Source organism: Microlunatus kandeliicorticis, from assembly GCF_014137855.1.
In the GTDB taxonomy this organism is placed as follows: domain Bacteria; phylum Actinomycetota; class Actinomycetes; order Propionibacteriales; family Propionibacteriaceae; genus Microlunatus; species Microlunatus kandeliicorticis.
Map to the genome: position 1 here is coordinate 884847 of NZ_JACGWT010000002.1, position 16649 is coordinate 901495.

Annotated in this window: 13 protein-coding genes and 1 pseudogene; 12 read left to right on the forward strand and 2 right to left on the reverse strand. The window is 71.8% G+C overall.

All coding sequences use genetic code 11. The features are described 5' to 3' along the window. Nucleotides 1-5 precede the first annotated feature (5 nt). The 8 genes from FHX74_RS08960 to FHX74_RS08995 all read left to right on the forward strand — a co-directional run bounded on the left by FHX74_RS08960 (nt 6) and on the right by FHX74_RS08995 (nt 9610). Nucleotides 6-1649, forward strand: coding sequence for a peptide ABC transporter substrate-binding protein (locus FHX74_RS08960; RefSeq protein ID WP_182559694.1), 1644 nt, complete (start codon nt 6-8; stop codon nt 1647-1649). Next, nucleotides 1646-3073: a M14 family zinc carboxypeptidase gene (locus tag FHX74_RS08965; protein ID WP_182559695.1), complete on the forward strand. Its 1428-nt coding sequence runs from the start codon at nt 1646-1648 to the stop codon at nt 3071-3073. Before FHX74_RS08960 ends, FHX74_RS08965 begins: the two co-directional genes overlap by 4 nt. After that, nucleotides 3070-4011 (forward strand): ABC transporter permease, encoded by a 942-nt coding sequence (locus FHX74_RS08970; protein ID WP_182559696.1) that lies wholly within the window; start codon nt 3070-3072, stop codon nt 4009-4011. Before FHX74_RS08965 ends, FHX74_RS08970 begins: the two co-directional genes overlap by 4 nt. Next, the gene (locus tag FHX74_RS08975) at nt 4004-4903 is read left to right on the forward strand and encodes an ABC transporter permease (RefSeq protein WP_220483613.1); all 900 of its coding nucleotides are present in this window, start codon (nt 4004-4006) and stop codon (nt 4901-4903) included. The genes FHX74_RS08970 and FHX74_RS08975 overlap by 8 nt, the downstream gene beginning before the upstream one ends. 1 nt (nt 4904) lies before the next feature. Beyond that, nucleotides 4905-6293: a serine hydrolase domain-containing protein gene (locus tag FHX74_RS08980; protein WP_220483614.1), complete on the forward strand. Its 1389-nt coding sequence runs from the start codon at nt 4905-4907 to the stop codon at nt 6291-6293. Nucleotides 6294-6306: 13 nt separating this feature from the next. Beyond that, a complete protein-coding gene (locus tag FHX74_RS08985) occupies nt 6307-6879 on the forward strand; it encodes a GbsR/MarR family transcriptional regulator (protein WP_182559697.1) in 573 nt (190 codons plus the stop codon). Between the two features lie 23 nt (nt 6880-6902). After that, entirely contained in the window at nt 6903-8528 is a 1626-nt protein-coding gene (locus tag FHX74_RS08990; RefSeq protein ID WP_328823728.1) for an ABC transporter ATP-binding protein, read from the forward strand. Between the two features lie 71 nt (nt 8529-8599). Next, entirely contained in the window at nt 8600-9610 is a 1011-nt protein-coding gene (locus FHX74_RS08995; RefSeq protein ID WP_182559699.1) for an ABC transporter substrate-binding protein, read from the forward strand. A gap of 108 nt (nt 9611-9718) precedes the next feature. Here the strand turns inward: FHX74_RS08995 and FHX74_RS09000 are convergent, their stop codons facing one another. Beyond that, nucleotides 9719-11053 carry an alpha-L-fucosidase gene (locus tag FHX74_RS09000; protein ID WP_182559700.1) on the reverse strand — a complete coding sequence of 445 codons (1335 nt, stop codon included), beginning with the start codon at nt 11051-11053 and terminating at the stop codon, nt 9719-9721. A gap of 176 nt (nt 11054-11229) precedes the next feature. On the opposite strand from FHX74_RS09000, the pseudogene FHX74_RS09005 reads away from it, so the two are divergent. Beyond that, nucleotides 11230-12333: pseudogene (locus FHX74_RS09005) on the forward strand (cytochrome c oxidase subunit I); the annotation flags it as partial. A gap of 10 nt (nt 12334-12343) precedes the next feature. Here the strand turns inward: FHX74_RS09005 and FHX74_RS09010 are convergent. Further along, entirely contained in the window at nt 12344-13276 is a 933-nt protein-coding gene (locus FHX74_RS09010; RefSeq protein WP_182559701.1) for a nucleoside hydrolase, read from the reverse strand. Between the two features lie 75 nt (nt 13277-13351). Here FHX74_RS09010 and FHX74_RS09015 point away from each other — a divergent pair, with 75 nt between their 5' ends. The 3 genes from FHX74_RS09015 (at nt 13352) to FHX74_RS09025 (ending at nt 16649) form a co-directional block, all read left to right on the forward strand. Then, on the forward strand, nt 13352-14425 hold the full coding sequence (locus tag FHX74_RS09015) for a D-2-hydroxyacid dehydrogenase (protein WP_328823720.1): 1074 nt from the start codon (nt 13352-13354) through the stop codon (nt 14423-14425). Between the two features lie 42 nt (nt 14426-14467). Further along, on the forward strand, nt 14468-15505 hold the full coding sequence (locus tag FHX74_RS09020) for an L-idonate 5-dehydrogenase (RefSeq protein WP_182559702.1): 1038 nt from the start codon (nt 14468-14470) through the stop codon (nt 15503-15505). A gap of 70 nt (nt 15506-15575) precedes the next feature. Beyond that, nucleotides 15576-16649, forward strand: coding sequence for a zinc-dependent alcohol dehydrogenase (locus FHX74_RS09025; protein WP_220483616.1), 1074 nt, complete (start codon nt 15576-15578; stop codon nt 16647-16649).

The window sequence follows — 16649 nt, forward strand, 5'->3', positions numbered from 1 at the left end:
GCCCGATGTCCGTTCACCGTTCCCGCCTCACCCGGTTGACGCGACTGAGTGCATTGGCGGCCGCCGCCGTGCTGGTCACGGCCGGGTGTGCGGTCGGCACGCAGGATCCCGACTCCAGCAGCGGCGGCTCAGCAGCCGGGGTCGGAGGCACGCTGGTCTACGCGACCGGGGTGCCGGACCACCTGACGCCCGGCCGGCAGACCGTCGCCTTCGACCAGGTGATGTCGCTGTTCGCGCCGCTGGTCGAGGTCGACTCGTCGAACAACATCAGCTATCTGCAGGCCAAGTCGGTCACGTCGGACGACGCGCAGCACTGGACGATCACCATCCGCCAGGGCTGGACCTTCCAGAACGGTGAGCCGGTGACGGCGAAGAGCTACGTGGACGCCTGGAACGCGACGGCGCTGAGCACCAACGCCTTCGAGAACAGCGGCCAGCTGGCTGGTATCCAGGGCTACACCGACCTCAACCCGTCCAAGGGCAAGCCGAAGACCACGACGATGAGTGGGCTCAAGGTGGTCGACGACCACACCTTCACGGTGACGTTGAGCAAGCCCGACAGCTCGTTTCCCCTGCAGCTGTCGCAGGCGCAGACCGGCTTCTACCCCATGCCGGAGTCGGCTTACAAGGACCTCAAGGCCTATGACCAGCACCCGATCGGCGATGGTCCCTTCGAAATGACCGGGGACTTCACCCCGGACAAGGAGTTCACTGTCAAGAAGTGGGCCGACTACAAGGGCAGCAACGTCGCCAAGGTCGATGCCGTCACCTTCCGCCCTTACGCCGACACGAACACCGCCTACACCGATGTGCTCGCCGGCAACGCCGACATCGTCTTCCTGCCGACCGGGAAGATGACCTCGGCCAGCAAGGACTTCGGCGACCGCCTGCACAGCTTCGATGCTCCCGGCATCGACTACCTGGGCTTCCCGCTGTGGGACAAGCGGTTCTCCGACAAGCGGGTCCGTCAGGCGATCTCGATGTCGATCGACCGGCAGGCCGTCAACAAGGCGATCTACGGCGGCTTGTACGCGCCGGCCACAGCGCTGACCCCACCGACCATGCAGGGCACGCCGACCGGCGTCTGCGGCCAGTACTGCACCTTCGACCCGGCGGCGGCCAAGCAGCTGCTCGCCGAGGCCGGTGGCTGGAAGGGCGGGACGATGAAGATCGTCTATCCGGGCGGTCTGTCGCTCGACAGTCTCTACAAGGCCTACGCGAACCAGATCCGTCAGAACCTCGGGATCCCGAATGTCGTGGCCACGCCGACCACCGACTGGTCGGAGTACTGGCAGAGCCTCACCGACTCGACCGTCGCGGGACCGCACTTCGGTCACTGGGGTGCCCTGTACGTCAGCCAGCAGAACACCCTGCGAGCGTTGTTCACCACGACCGGCGGATGCACGCTCTGCACCGGCAAGTACCACAACGACGAAGTGGATGCGATGCTGGCCAAGGCCGACGCGGCGACCAGCACGGACCAGGCAGCCCAGCTCTACGCCGACACGCAGAAGGTGATCATCGGCGACTTCCCGGTGGTGCCGACGTTCTTCGACAAGTACTCCTACGTGGTCAGCGACCGGGTCGGTCAGCTCCCCGCTTCTGCGGGCAGCCCGGTGATCACCGGCATCACCCTGACCAAGTCGTGACGACGGGGGAGGTGGTCACCAGCTCGACGCTCGGCCCGAACGAGATCGTCCGACGCGCCGGAGCGGTGCGGCCGATCGGATCGTTCTGGTCGGTGGACGAGCTGGCCGACCGGTTCGACCGGCTGGCCGAGCAGCACCCCGGCCGGGTCAGTCGGCGCCGGATCGGCACCAGCCGGCTCGGCGAGCCGATCCACGTCTACACCGTCGACGGACGCGAAGTGGCCGGGCAGGCCGGCTCGGCCGACCGCGAGCACCTCCTCGTCGGTGGCGTCCACCCCAACGAGCCGATCGGGTTCCACACCGCCCACGAGCTGGCCTCGACCGTGCTGACGGATCAGGCCCTGCGTCGGGCGGTGCCGGCTCGCTGGCACGTCGTCCCGTGTGTCGATCCGGACGGTGCCCGGATGAACGAGCGCTGGTACGCCGACCCGTCCGACCGCAACTTCTACGCCCGCTGGTTCTACCGTCCGGCGCCGGACGAGCAGGTCGAGTGGAGCTTTCCGACGGACTACCGCGACGCCTACTTCGACGCAATGATGCCCGAGGCCCTGGCGCTGATGCGGCTGATCGACGCGGTGCGGCCCGACCTCTACGTCAGTCTGCACAACGGCGAGTTCGGGGGTGTGTACTACTACCTGTCCCGGCGGGTCCCCTCGCTGACCGAGACGTTGCATGCGGTCCCGGCCTCGCTCGGGCTCCCGCTCGACGTCGGTGAGCCCGAGTCGCCCTACCTGCAGACCTACGCGCCGGCGATCTTCGGCACCGGCACGATCGCCGACGCCTACGACTACCTCGACCGGCTCGGCCTCGACGCCGCCGCGCAGATCAGTGGTTCGTCGTCCGGCGAGTACGCCGCGCAGCGGCACGGGACCTTGGGGCTGGTGGCCGAGCTGCCCTTGTGGAGCCACCCGGCCGCCGACGACCTGACCGTCACCGACGAGTCCTATGCCGAGCTCGTCCGCCGGACGGCGACCGACCTGCGTGCGCTCGGCGACCGCTTGCAGCACACGCTCGACGCCGCCGAACCGCTGCTCGGCATCGAAAGCCCGTTCCGCCGGGCTTCGCGGGTCTTCGTCCCGATGCTCGGGGAGCTGGCCGGTATGGACCTCGCCCGCGCAGACCTCGAGGAGGCCCAGCGCCCGGCCACCGTGGCCGAACGGTTCGGGCGGGAGGACCTCGTCCGCTGCTTCGGCCTGCGCCACGGGGGAATGCTGTTGCGCGCCCTCGACGTCGAGGCCGAGGCCGGCACCGCGCCGGTCACCGTCCGCCGACTGCGGGGCGAGCTGGGAGCCGACTACGCGCGGTGGCAGGCTGCCGCCGCCGCGGACGTGTCGGACGCCTGGCTGGTCCCGATCGAACGCCTGGTCGGCGTCCAGCTCGGCGCCGTGCTGGCTGCCGCCGCGCACCTCGCGGCGTCGGCATGATCACCGGGCGCACCGCGTTACGGGTCGGGCAGCGGCTGCTCGGCCTGGTCGTCGTCTTCCTCGGCGTCACCTTCGTGATCTACCTGATGGTGTTCTCGCTGCCGGGAGACCCGATCCGCGCCCTGGGTGGAGACCGGCCGCTGACCGAGACGGTGATCGCCAACCTGCGCGCGGAGTACCACCTGGACGAACCGGTCGGCGAGCAGTACCTGCGCTTCCTCGGTGGTCTGCTGCACGGGGATCTCGGGACGTCCTTCACCGGCCGGTCGGTCACCGAGCAGCTGCGCGAGCGCTGGCCCGTCACCATCGTCCTCGCGCTGACCGCCTGGGTCTTCGAGATCGTCCTCGGCGTCGGGCTCGGGATCCTCGCCGCCCTGCGTCGGGGGACGGTGATCGACAAGGGCGTGCTGGCCGCCACCATCGTGCTCAGCGCGATCCCCGTCTTCGTCCTCGGCTCGGTCGCCCAGCTGGTCTTCGGGGTCCGGCTCGGCTGGTTCCCGGTGGCCGGCTCGCGGGAGGGCTGGCCGATCTCGTTCATCCTGCCGGGCCTGGTGATCGCCGTCTTCGGGCTGGCCTCGGTCTCCCGGCTGACCCGCGGGTCGATGCTCGAGGGGCTCGGTGCGGACTACGTCCGCACCGCACGCTCGCTCGGAGTGCCTCCGCGCCGGGTGGTCGGTGTGCACGTGCTGCGGAACTCGCTGATCCCCACGGTGACCTATCTGGGTACGGACCTGGGGTACCTGCTCGGCGGCACGGTGATCGTCGAGGGCATCTTCAACCTGCCCGGCGTCGGCAACCTGCTGGTCACCTCGATCCGTGCGCACGAAGGGCCGACCGTGGTCGGCATCTCCACCGCACTGATCGTGATCTTCCTGCTCACCAGCCTGCTCGTGGACCTCGCCCACGGTCTGCTCGACCCGAGGATCCGTCGTGGCTGAACTGACTGAGGTGGTCGTGCCCGACCTGGCCACCGACCCCGAGGACGTCCGACGCCCGTTCCGTGGCCTGGTCCGGCGGCCCGGCTTCGTGGTGCCGGCCGTGCTCGTGCTGGTGCTGATGATCATCGCCCTGTTGCCCGGCCCGGTCGCCGGGCTGTTCGGTCACGGGGACCCGACCGTCTGCGATCTCGGCTCGAGCGGCGACCCGCCGCGAGCCGGGCACCCCTTCGGCTTCGACATCCAGGGCTGCGACCTCTACGCCAATGTCGTCTACGGCACACGCTCGTCCCTGGCCGTCGGGGTGCTGACCACCGTGCTGGCCCTCGCGCTGGCCCTGGTGATCGGGCTGGTCGCGGGCCTGATCGGCGGGTGGGCCGACTTCCTGCTCTCCCGGCTGACCGACATCTTCCTCGGCTTCCCGTTCCTGCTCGGTGCGATCGTCGTGCTCAACAGCGTCGGGCAGCGCTCCGTGCTGACCGTCTCGATGACCCTGGCGCTGTTCGGCTGGCCGACCATGGCGCGACTGGTCCGTGGGTCGGTCCGCTCGGTCCGGGGAGCCGACTACGTGCTGGCCGCCCACACGATGGGGCTCGGGTGGTGGCGCGTCGTCACCCGGTACATCCTTCCCGGGGCGGTCGCGCCGGTGTTGGTCGTGGCCACGATCACGGTCGGCGGGGTGATCGTCGCCGAGAGCTCCCTGACCTATCTCGGGATTGGACTGCAGGCGCCGGCGATCTCCTGGGGTCTCCAGCTCTCCGACGCCTCCGACCAGTTCCAGAACGCCCCGCACCTGCTCTGGTTCCCGAGCCTGTTCCTGGCCGTGACGGTGCTGAGCATCATCTCTCTGGGCGACACGCTCCGTGCCGCCCTCGACCCGAAGCAAAGGAGCTGACGTGACCACCGATGCATCCCACCCGACCGATCCCTGGATCCCCGACGAGGACACCCTCGCGGCCGTCGACCGGTGGCTGGCCTACCGGGTCTGGCACAGCCGGGTTCCGGGCGCCCAGGTCGCCGTCGGCGTGGCCGGGCGGGTGCTGCTCTCCCGGGCCTACGGCTTCGCCGAGCTGGAGACCCGGACACCGCTGACCCCCCAGCACCTCTTCCGGATCGCGTCGCACTCGAAGACGTTCACCTCCACGGTGGTCCTGAAGCTGGTGGAGCAGGGTCGGCTGGGTCTGGAGGACGCGGTCGCGGCCCACGTGCCGGAGCTCGCGGACGACTACGGCGCGATCACCGTCCGCGAGCTGCTCGAGCACACCGGCGGCTTGCTCCGGGACGGTCGCGACGCCGACTACTGGCAGGCGGCGCGAGCCTTTCCGGACCGCGCCGAGCTGCTCGAGCTCGTCCGTGGCGGACGCAAGCGGGAGCCCGGAGAGCTGTTCGCCTACAGCAACCTCGGGTTCTCCGTGCTCGGTCTGGTGATCGAGGACGTCACCGGTGGCAGCTTCTTCGACGCCTGCCGGGAGTTCGTGACCGGGCCCCTCGGGTTGGACGACACCGCGGCCGAGTACCTGCCCGAGCGGGCCGGAGACTACGCCGCCGGCTACACCGGCCTGACCGTCGGAACCACGCGCGAGCGGCTCGACCACGTCGACACCCGCGCGATGGCTGCGGCCACCGGGTTCACCTCCACCGCCACCGACCTGGTGCGGTACTTCGCGGCACACCGGATGGGCGACGAGCGGTTGTTGACCGACCGCAGCAAGCGACTGCAGCAGCGCAAGCTCAACAGCGGCGACCCCGAGAAGCCTGACGGTCCGGGCTACGGCCTCGGCATGGTGCACGAGCGCGTCCACGACCACCTGCTGGTCGGTCATTCCGGCGGCTACCCCGGGCACATCACCAAGACCTATTGCGACCCGGTCACCGGGCTGGTCGTCTCGGTGCTGACCAACGCCACCGACGGGCCGGCCACGGCGCTGGCCACTGGCGTCGTGCGGCTGCTCGACCGAGCCCGGCAGGAGCGGGAGGACCACGCCGATCGGGCGGTGAGTCCGGAGGCACTCGGCCGGACCGGCCGTTACGCGAGTCGGTGGGGTGTGCTCGACCTGGCCGCGCTCGGCGGCTCGCTGACTGCGATCTTCCCGGCCGGCTGGGACCCGATCGAGGGCTCTGACCGGCTGATGGAGGAGAGCGCGGACCGTTGGCTGATCGCTGAGGGCGACGGCTACGGGTCGGTGGGAGAACCGGTGACGTTCAGCGCCGACGGTCTCCGCTACGGCGGGATGAGCATGGCGCGCTTCGACGAGTTGCCGGAACGCGGCGATGTCCTCGCCTAGGGTTCCGGGCACGATGACCAGAGCCCGCTCCGAACGTCCCGACCCCGGATCCTCCGGTGACGGGCAGCCCGCGCCCGGCCCGCCGGACGAGAACGAGCTCGCCCGGCGACGGTACGCCGCGGAGTTCGGCCTGATGTGGGAGTCGATCGGCTCCCCGCAGATGGACGGGCGGATCCTCGGCTACCTCATGATCATGAAGGCGCCGTACATCTCCTCGGCCGGACTGGCCGAGGCGCTGAACGCGAGCAGCGGGTCCATCTCGATGGCCACCCGACGGCTGCTGGACACCGGATTCATCAAGCGTCAGGTCGTCGCCGGCGACCGCAGTCACTATTTCCGGGTCGAGAACGACGTCTGGGGGAGCTGGTTGGCCGGCGAGCGCCGCTACTTCGATCAGGAACGTCAGCTGATCGAGAGCGGTCTGGACCTGCTCGACGACGGCGAAGAGGACGACCGGGTCCGGGAACGGCTGATCAACGGCCGCGACTACTTCGTCTGGCTGGCCACCTACCACCGGCGGATGCTCGAGGACTGGGAGCGGTACAAGCGACGCCGGGACTCCGGGGCCTCCGAGGAGGAGTCGTGACGTCGCCAGCCGCTCGGGAGCAGGTGCCGCTGCTCTCGGTCCGAGACCTCCGGGTGGTCTTTGACGTGAGCGGTCGGCCGGTGACCGGGGTCGACAGTGCCGGTTTCGACGTCCGAGCGGGTGAGGTGCTCGCCGTGGTCGGCGAGTCCGGTTCGGGGAAGTCCGTCACCGCGATGTCGGTGCTCGGCCTGCTGCCCGAGACCGCGACCGTCACCGGTTCGATCCGGTTCGACGGTGTGGAGCTGACCGGACGGGACGACCGGGCCATGCGCGTCGTCCGTGGTCGGCGGATCGCGATGATCTTCCAGGACCCGCTCGCCGCCCTGAATCCGACGTTCACGATCGGCTGGCAGCTCGCCGAGGCGCTCCGCGCCACCCGGCCGGGCATCCGAGGCGACCAGATCCGCCGTGCGTCGCTCGACCTGCTCGAGTCGGTCGAGCTGGGCGACGCCGAGCGGCGGCTCCGGCACTGTCCGCACCAGCTCTCCGGCGGTCAGGCCCAGCGGGTCGTGATCGCGCTGGCGCTGGCCGGTGAGCCCGAGCTCCTGATCGCCGACGAGCCGACCACCGCGCTCGACGTCACCGTCCAGGCCGAGGTGCTCGGCCTGCTGCGAAGGCTCCAGCACGAGCGACGGATGACGGTGATGATCATCACCCACGACATGGGGGTGGTCGCCGACATCGCCGACCGGGTGGTGGTCATGCGTTCCGGCGCGGTGGTCGAGAGCGGCGACGTCGAGCAGGTCTTCGCCCGCCCCTCGGCGGCCTACACCGCCGACCTGCTCGCCGCGGTCCCGCGGCTCGGCTCACGCGGGCCGGCGGCCGAGCGGGACGGCGGTCGCCCGCTGGTGCAGGTCGAGGCCCTGACCGTCGAGTACGGCAACCTCCTGCGCGGAACGTTCCGGGCCGTCGACGGCGTCGATCTCCGGATCGACCGAGGCGAGATCCTCGGCCTGGTCGGTGAGTCCGGCAGCGGGAAGACCTCGATCGGCCGCGCGCTGATCGGGCTGGCGCCGGTCAGCGGTGGCCGGGTCGTCCTCGACGGCATCGACCTCCGCAGCGCGTCCCGGAGTCAGCGCGCCGGGCTGCGTCGACGGATCGGGGTGGTGTTCCAGAACCCGGCGACCTCGATCAACCCGCGCTACACCGTCGAGCAGACGGTAAGTGAACCGCTTGCGGTGCACCGAGGACTGCGCGGTTCCGAGCTCGACCAGCGCGTCGACCGGCTGCTCGCGGCGGTCGGGCTCGGGCCGACCGCCGGCCGGTCGTGGCGGCAGCGCTATCCACACGAGCTCTCCGGCGGGCAGCGGCAGCGGGTGGCTATCGCCCGGGCGGTGGCACTCGATCCCGATCTGTTGATCGCCGACGAGCCGACCAGCGCGCTGGACGTCTCGGTGCAGGCGGTCGTCCTCGACACCTTCCGCGAGCTGCAGGAGCGCCTCGGCTTCGCCTGCCTGTTTGTCAGCCACGACCTCGCTGTGGTCGACGAGCTGTGCGACCGGGTGGTGGTGCTGCAGGGCGGCCGGGTGGTCGAGTCCGGCGAACGGACAGCCGTGCTCGCCGACCCACAACAGGACTACACCCGGCAGCTCATCGCGTCGGCGCCTTATCCGGACCCGGTGATCCAGCGCTCGCGTCGCGCCGCCTGAGCCGGTCACGGAAGGCTTCCGGAGGTCGGTCGAACCGCCAGCCGTCGGCCAGGTGAGGTTAGCCTTACCTCATGTCATCGTCCTCGGGGTTCTCCCGTCGCCGCCTGCTGACCGTCGCGCTGCCCGCCGCGCTGAGCCTGCCGGTGCTCGTCGCCTGCCAGTCCGACCCGACCGTCGGGAACGCCCCGAGCGGTGCCGGGACACCGAGCGAAGGCGGCAGCGGCGCCGCGGGCCCGTTCCCGGTGACCATCGAGCACCAGTTCGGCTCCACCACCGTGCCGGCCGCCCCGACCCGGGTGCTCACCGCGGGTTTCAACGAGCAGGACTTCGCGCTGGCCTTCGGCGTCGAGCCGGTCGGCGTCCGGGAGTTCCTCGGCTACGACGCCCCGCAGCGGCCGTGGGCGCCGGCGTCGGTGCGCGGGAAGCAGCTCCCGACGGTCGGCGCCAACGAGCTCGACTTCGAGAAGGTCGCCGCGCTCGACCCGGACCTGATCCTGGCGGTCAACGCCTATATCGACCGGGCGGCCTACGAGAAGCTCGCCGCCATCGCCCCGACGGTCGCGCAGTCCGGGGACGTCGCCGCCGGGGCCACCAGCTGGCAGGACCAGACCCGGGTGACCGGTCGCGCGCTCGGACGCGAGCAGCGGGCCGACGAGCTGGTCACCGAGGTCGAGGGCCGGTTCGCCGCGGCCCGGTCCGCGCACCCGGCGTTCGCGGGCAAGAGCGCGGCGTTCGCCCTCGGGTCGTCTGCCGACGGCAGCTACAGCCTGGGTGCCGACGACTACCGGACCGGCTGGCTGGTCGACCTCGGGTTCATGGTGCCGCGGACCGGCGGCGACGTCAGTTTCGAGCGCCTCGACGTCTTCGACGCCGACGTGCTGATCGGCGAGGGCCTCGATCGCGACTTCCTGCAGAACCGGCTGTTCACCGCGCTCGACGTGGTCCGCGAGAAGCGGTTCGTCGACGTCGGCGGGTTCGACCAGGACTTCGCGGGCGCGCTCGGCTTCAACTCGCCGCTCAGCCTGCCGTTCCTGCTCGACCAGGCGGTGCCGAAGCTGGCCACCGCCCTGCAGGCGGACTGAGCGCCGGAACCTGCGGGGCGCACGGAACCGCGACCCGATCCGCCCGGCTCCGCCGCTCGGGCGGGGCCGGCGCTGCAGAACCGGATCGAGCCGCGGTTCCGTGCGGGCTCAGCGGCTGACCGCCACCACCGCGGGACCGTCGGGGAGTGCGCCGGTGCGCACGGTCAGCCGTCCGTCGGTCACCGTCGCCTCACCCTCGCCGATCAGCAGCCGGGCGGTGCCGGTCGCCCACGGGCCGCCGACCGCCACGGTCACGCCGTCCGGCCGGTCGGTCTGGTCGACCAGCGCCACCAGCTCGCCGTCGGGCGTCTGCAGCCAACGGGTCCACGGCTCCTCGCTCGGCGCCACCGCCCCGTCGATCACCGGCGTCGCCGTGGCGAAGAGGTCGCGGACCGCGGTGTGCCAGCGTCCGAACGACCGCAGCGAGCGCTGCTGGATCTCCGGGATCTCGCCCGCCGCGGTCGGGCCGACGTTGAGCAGCAGCCGACCACCGCGCGAGACCACGTCGCCGAGGTAGCGCGAGAGCTGCGGACCGGACAGCGTGCTCTGCTCGTCCTCGACCTGGTTGTAGCCGAACGAGAAGCCGATCCCGCGGCAGTTCTCCCAGGCGCCCTCCTCGTTCTCGGTGCCGGCCTCGTACTCGCTCGTCCGGTAGTCGGCGTAGGGGATGCCCCAGCGGTCGTTGACCACCCCGTCGGGGTTGCGGGCGTAGAAGTCGCTGAACAGCTCGTGCAGCGACCAGGCGCCGTCGCGCTTGCCGGCGTCGGGCCAGTTGATGTCGTTCCAGAGGACGTCGGGGCCGTAGCGGTCCACCAGGTCGCGGACGTGCAGCAGCGCGTACGCGTTGTAGGCGGCGTCGCGGGGGCGGAGCTCGCCGACCTCGGCACCGGAGCGGTGCGGCGGGAAGTCGCTGACGCTCCAGTCCAGCCCGCCGGAGTAGTAGACGCCGAACCGCATCCCGGCTGCTCGGACGGCCTCGGCGATCGCCCCGACCAGGTCGCGCTGCGGCCCGCGGTGCACGGTGTTGCGGCGGCCGGTGCCCGGTGCGTCCCAGAGTGCGATCCCGTCGTGGTGCTTGGTGGTGGGCACCACGTAGGAGGCGCCGGTGGCCGCGAACAGCTCGGCCCAGGCGGCCGGGTCGAACCGCTCGGCCCGCCAGGCGTCGAGGAAGTCGTCGTAGGGCGCACCGCCGTAGACCTCGGCGTGCCGCCGGGCCGCCGGGCTGCCCTCGATCCGGATGGTGTTGAAGTACCACTCGGCGTAGGGGTTGTGGGCGAACCACTCGTCGTCGGGCACCGCCCCGAGCGCGCCGGTCGGCTCGGCCCAGGCCGGGACCGCGTAGGCGCCCCAGTGGATGAAGATGCCGAACCGGGCCCGCGCGAACCAGTCGGGCAGCGGTCGGGTCAGGTCGCTCCACAGCGTCGGGTCTTCGGTGGCTGCCATCGGATCTCTCCCTCGAGTCGGACCTCCCCGCGCGACCACGGGCTGGGCACGGATCGTACCGGATCACCAGCAAACATCAGATGTCTGGTGTCGAACTCGCATCCCGCGCGGGACGTCGTTTGCGCCCGGACCGCCGGTACCTCCCGGCCGGTTCCGGACAGCCGGGCCGGCCGCCGCTCGGGGCGCACGTCTTCGACGCCGCCAACGGTGGCCCGATCCTGTGGCAGCACCTGTTCTGGTTCTTCGGGCACCCCGAGGTCTACATCATCGCGTTGCCGTTCTTCGGGATCGTGACGGAGATCCTGCCGGTGTTCAGCCGCAAGCCGATCTTCGGCTACATCGGCCTGGTCGCGGCCACCCTGAGCATCGCCGCCCTGTCGGTGGCGGTCTGGGCGCACCACATGTTCGTCACCGGGGCGGTCAGCCTGCCTTTCTTCAGCTTCATGACGTTCCTGATCGCGGTGCCGACCGGGGTGAAGTTCTTCAACTGGATCGGCACGATGTGGGGCGGCAGCCTGACCTTCGAGACCCCGATGCTGTGGGCGATCGGCTTCCTGGTCACCTTCCTGTTCGGGGGTCTGACCGGGGTGATCCTGGCCAGTCCACCGCTCGACTTCCAGCTCTCCGACTCCTACTTCGTCGTCGCCCACTTCCACTACGTGGTGTTCGGCACGGTGGTGTTCGCGATGTTCGCCGGCTTCTACTTCTGGTGGCCCAAGTTCACCGGCCGGATGCTCGACGAGACCTGGGGCAAGATCCACTTCTGGCTGCTGTTCATCGGCTTCCACACGACGTTCCTGGTCCAGCACTGGCTCGGTGTGGAGGGGATGCCACGCCGGTACGCCGACTACCTGCCGAACGAGGGGTTCACCGTTCTGCACCAGGTGAGCTCGGCCGGGGCCTTCCTCCTGGGCGCCTCGACACTGCCGTTCCTGTGGAACCTGTGGAAGTCGCGGCGCGGGCCGCGGGTGAACACCGACGACCCGTGGGGCTGGGGTCGGTCGCTGGAGTGGGCGACCTCGTGTCCTCCGCCGCGGCACAACTTCTTCTCGCTGCCGCGGATCCGCTCGGAGTCCCCGGCCTTCGACCTGCACCACCCCGAGGTGGGGCTGCTGGAGTACCCGGCGAACGAGGCCGGCCCGAACTCGCTGCTCGACGCCGGCGACGACGCCGGACGGCACGAGGAGCTGCGGGCCCGGGTCGCCGGCGAGAGCGACGATCCGGCGTTCCCGCAGCACCGCGACCCCACCCGGACGTCCGACCAGGAGGGCGAGGGCTGAGCCGGTCCGGTCAGGGCCGTCCGTGCGGGCGGCTCCGGTCGACGGCGCGGTCGAGCCGCTCGTCGACCGCGGCGGCCATCCGCTCCGGCCCGGCGACGGCGCGGACGATCCGGTGCCGCCCGGTCGGGTCCTCGGCGAACCGCGAGGTGCCGTCGGCCTCGAGCCGCACCCGGCCGGGCGCGGAGAAGGCGAACAGTTCGGGGTCGTCGGTCAGCGCCAGGTGCGCGGTCAGCGGGTCCCAGCTCTCGCGGCCGTTCCCGGGTCCGCAGTAGGCGCGGTAGGCCGCCCCGACCGGGGTGTCGGCCGCCTCGACGGACAGTCGTGCACCGCTGATCACCGGAGCCCCGACCTCGAAGCCGAGCAGGTCGACCGGCGTCGGCCACCGTTCGAGCACCGCGACCGCGGAGGCGACGTCCTGCTCGAAGTTGAACTCGCGGCCCTCGGGGAACCGGCCGCCCATGATCACCAGCCGGCACACCTTGGCCGCCACCAGCGCGGACCCGGACCGGGCGTCCGTGCGGTCGCCGGGGCTGTCGAGCAGCGCGGCCAGGTTGGTCAGGAAGCCGAGCGAGACCACGGTGACCGCCCCGTCCTCGGCCGCAGCCAGCGCCCGCCGGTGCACGACCACGGCGGGTTCGGGCTCCGGGACGTCGCCGCCAGGGAACCGGGTGGCCAGCAGTCGGGCGTAGTCGCGTTCGGCCACGCTGTCGTCCGGCGGGTGCCGGTCGGGGTCGAGGATCCCGAGCGGGACGGGGCGGTCGAAGAAGCGGTTGATCACGGCGACCGCCCGGTGGCCCCAGCGGCTCGGGGTGTTGACGCCGATCGCCAGCAGGCGCGCGGCACCCCGGTCGGCGGCCTCGTGCACCAGCGCCAGCGCCCCGACGTCGTCGACGTCGGCGCAGACGTCGGTCTCGATGATCACCGGCAGTCCGGGCTCGGTCACCGGGCCAGTCTGCCCGCGGGTCGGGACGGTCGGGCAGGTGGCCGCCCGGGCGACCGCGGTCGGTAGCGTGCGGGGGTGAGCACTGACTCCCGTCCTGCCGACGACCGCCGGCTCCGCGTGGTGGTGGCCAGCCCGCTGCCCGACGAGCTGTGCCGGCTGATCACCGACCGCGAGCCGCGGGTCGAGCTGGTGGTCGACCAGGAGCTGATGCCGCCGATGCGGCACCCCGGTGACCACGGCGGCGACCCGGACTTCCGTCGCAGCGACGACCAGCAGCGCCGGTTCGAGCAGCTCGTCGACTCCGCCGAGGCCCTCTACGGCATCCCGGACGAGAAGCCCGACCAGCTGGCCCGCACCGTGCGCGCCAACCCGGGTCTGCGCTGGGTGCAGACCATGGCCGCCGGCGGTGGGGCGTCGGTCAAGGCGGCCGGACTCGACCCCGACGAGCTCGACCGGGTCACCTTCACCACCAGCGCCGGTGTGCACGGCGGGACGCTGGCCGAGTTCGCCCTGTTCGGGGTGCTGGCCGGCGCCAAGGACCTGCCGCGGCTGCAGGCCGACCAGCGCGACCGGCGCTGGGCCGGCCGGTGGATCATGCGGCAGGTCAGTGAGCTGACCGTGCTGGTGGTCGGGCTCGGCGGGATCGGTCGCGAGGTCGCGGCCAAGCTCGACGCCCTCGGCGCCACGGTGATCGGCAGCCGGCGCGGCGACGAGCCGGTCGAGCACGTCCACCGGCTGGTCAAGCCGGATGCGCTGGCCGCGGTGGTCGGTGAGGTCGACGCGATCGTGATCACTCTGCCCGGCACCGCAGCCACCGAGAAGTTGATCAGTGCCGAGGTGCTCGCCGCGGTCAAGCCGGACACCGTCCTGGTCAACGTCGGACGCGGCACGGTGATCGACGAGGAGGCGCTGGTGCCGGCGTTGTCCGACGGGCGGATCTCCTTCGCCGCGCTGGACGTCTTCGCCACCGAGTCGCTGCCGGAGCAGAGCCCGCTGTGGGGCCTGCCCAACGTGGTGGTCAGCCCGCACACTGCTGCGCTCAACGGCGCCGAGGACCGCCGGATCGCCGAGCTGTTCGCCCGGAACGCCACCCGGCTGCTCGACGGTGAGCCGATGATCAACGCCGTCGACACCGTCGACTTCTACTGATCCCTGACCGGGCTGCGGTCCGACGACGCCGAGGAGTTGATCATGGACGTTCCCGACCGGGTGCGCGCGGTCCGGGTGCCACGGGCCGGTGAGCTCGAGGTGACGAGCGTCGAGCTGCCCGCGCCCCGGCCCGACGAGGCGGTGGTGCGGATCGGCTACGGCGGGGTCTGCGGCAGCGACCTGCACTACTGGACGCACGGCAACTCGGGCACCTCGATCCTGCGCGAGCCGCTGGTGCTCGGGCACGAGGTGGTCGGCACGGTGGCCCGGACGGCGGCCGACGGCAGCGGTCCGGCCGAGGGCACCGAGGTGGCCGTCCACCCGGCCACCCCGGTCGACGACGGCGTCACCCGCTACCCGGCCGACCGGCCCAACCTGGCCCCGCTGGGCACCTATCTCGGCAGCGCCGCGCACCTGCCGCACACCGCCGGCGCGTTCGCCGACTACGCGGTGCTGCCGTCGCGGATGCTGCGGCCGCTGCCGGCCGGGCTGTCGCTCCGGCTGGCCGCGCTGACCGAGCCGGCCTCGGTCGCCTGGCACGGCGTGGCCCGGGCCGGAGACGTCCGCGGGCGGTCGGTGCTGGTGGTCGGAGCCGGGCCGATCGGCGCGCTGACCGTCGGTGTGCTGGTCCGCGCGGGTGCCGAGGTGACTGCGGTCGACCTGCACGAGCGTCCGCTCGCGCTGGCCACCGCGCTCGGCGCGCACCGGGTGGTCGACGCCCGCGACGCCGACGCGGTCCGCGCCGTCCAGCCCGACGTGGCCATCGAGACCTCGGGCAGCGCGCCCGGGCTGGCTTCGGCGGTCGAGTCGGTGACCCGGGGCGGGATCGTCGTGCTGGTGGGGATGCTGCCGCCCGGACCGCAGCCGGTCCCGGTGGCGGTGGCCACCGTCCGCGAGCTCGAGCTCCGCGGCTCGTTCCGGTTCAACGACGAGATCGACGAGGTGATCACCGCCCTCGCCGACGGCAGCCTGGCCGTCGAGCCGGTGATCAGCCACGAGTTCGACGCCGACGACGCGGTCGAGGCGTTCCGGACCGCCGGCGACCCGGCTGCCTCGTCCAAGGTGCTGCTGCGGTTCTGACCCCGGTCCGGCCGGTCGGGGCGCCACCGCCGTCCGGACCGCCCGGTCGTGGTCTGCCAGACTGCGGGCCGTGACCGAGCAGCAGGCGGAGCGGATGCGTCGGGTCGAGGTGCGGCCGGGGGAGATCGTGCTGGTCGAGGTGCCGCGGCCCGAACCGGGGCCGGCCGAGGCCCTGGTCGAAACGGTGGTCACCGGCGTCTGCGGCTCGGACACCCACGCCGCCGCCGGCCACCACCCGTTCGTCCCGCTGCCCTACCACCCGGGCCACGAGGTCGTCGGCGTGGTGCGGGCGGTCGGGGCCGAGGTCACCGGCGTCGCCGTCGGTGACCGGGTCACCGTCGAGCCGACGCTGCCGTGCTGGAGCTGCAAGATGTGCCGCACCGGCCGGCAGAACCTGTGCGAGAACCTCGTCTTCTTCGGCTGCGGGTACGAGCAGGGCGGGATGGCCGACTTCTTCACCGTCCCGGCGAACCGGCTGCACACGCTGCCGCCGGGGATGAGCGACCTCGAGGCCGCGCTGATCGAGCCGCTCTCGACCCCGGTGCACGCGGTGGCGCTGGCCGGCGACCCGGTGACCGGGCTCGAGGGCCGGGCGGTGGTGATCATCGGCGCCGGGACCATCGGGCTGCTGGTGCTGGCCGCGGCCCGGCACGCCGGGGCGGACCGGGTGGTGATGACCGACCTGCTGCCCAGCAAGCGGGAACGGGCGCTCCGGCTCGGCGCCGACGCGGTGGTCGACGCCGGACGTCCGGACGTCGTCGCTGCGGTGCGGGCCGAGCTGGGCGAGAGCGCCGACGTCGTCTTCGACTGCGTCTCGGTGCAGCCCACCGTCGACCAGGCGTTGGCGATGGCCGACAAGGCCGGGACCGTGGTGATCGTCGGCGTGCCGACCCGGCCGGTCACCGTGCCGGCGCCGATCGTTCAGGACCACCAGCTGCGGATCCAGGGCAGCGCCACCTACCTGCCCGCTGACTACCGGGTGGCCGCCGACATGATCAGCGCCGGCGAGGTGCGGGCGGCCGACTTCGTCACCAGCCGCTACCCGCTCGAGCGGGTGGCCGAGGCGTTCGCCGCCTCGGCCGGCGGCGAGGAGGTCAAGGTGCTGGTGGTCCGCGACCCGGCGCTGGTGGACAGCCCGCTCTGA

Bases quoted from the DNA above. Each gene is read 5' to 3' on its own strand.
- FHX74_RS09020 (WP_182559702.1), top strand. From the start codon at position 14,468: ATGGACGTTCCCGACCGGGTGCGCGCGGTCCGGGTGCCACGGGCCGGT.
- FHX74_RS08985 (WP_182559697.1), top strand. From the start codon at position 6,307: ATGACCAGAGCCCGCTCCGAACGTCCCGACCCCGGATCCTCCGGTGAC.
- FHX74_RS08970 (WP_182559696.1), top strand. From the start codon at position 3,070: ATGATCACCGGGCGCACCGCGTTACGGGTCGGGCAGCGGCTGCTCGGC.
- FHX74_RS09000 (WP_182559700.1), bottom strand. From the start codon at position 11,053: ATGGCAGCCACCGAAGACCCGACGCTGTGGAGCGACCTGACCCGACCG.
- FHX74_RS08960 (WP_182559694.1), top strand. From the start codon at position 6: ATGTCCGTTCACCGTTCCCGCCTCACCCGGTTGACGCGACTGAGTGCA.
- FHX74_RS08995 (WP_182559699.1), top strand. From the start codon at position 8,600: ATGTCATCGTCCTCGGGGTTCTCCCGTCGCCGCCTGCTGACCGTCGCG.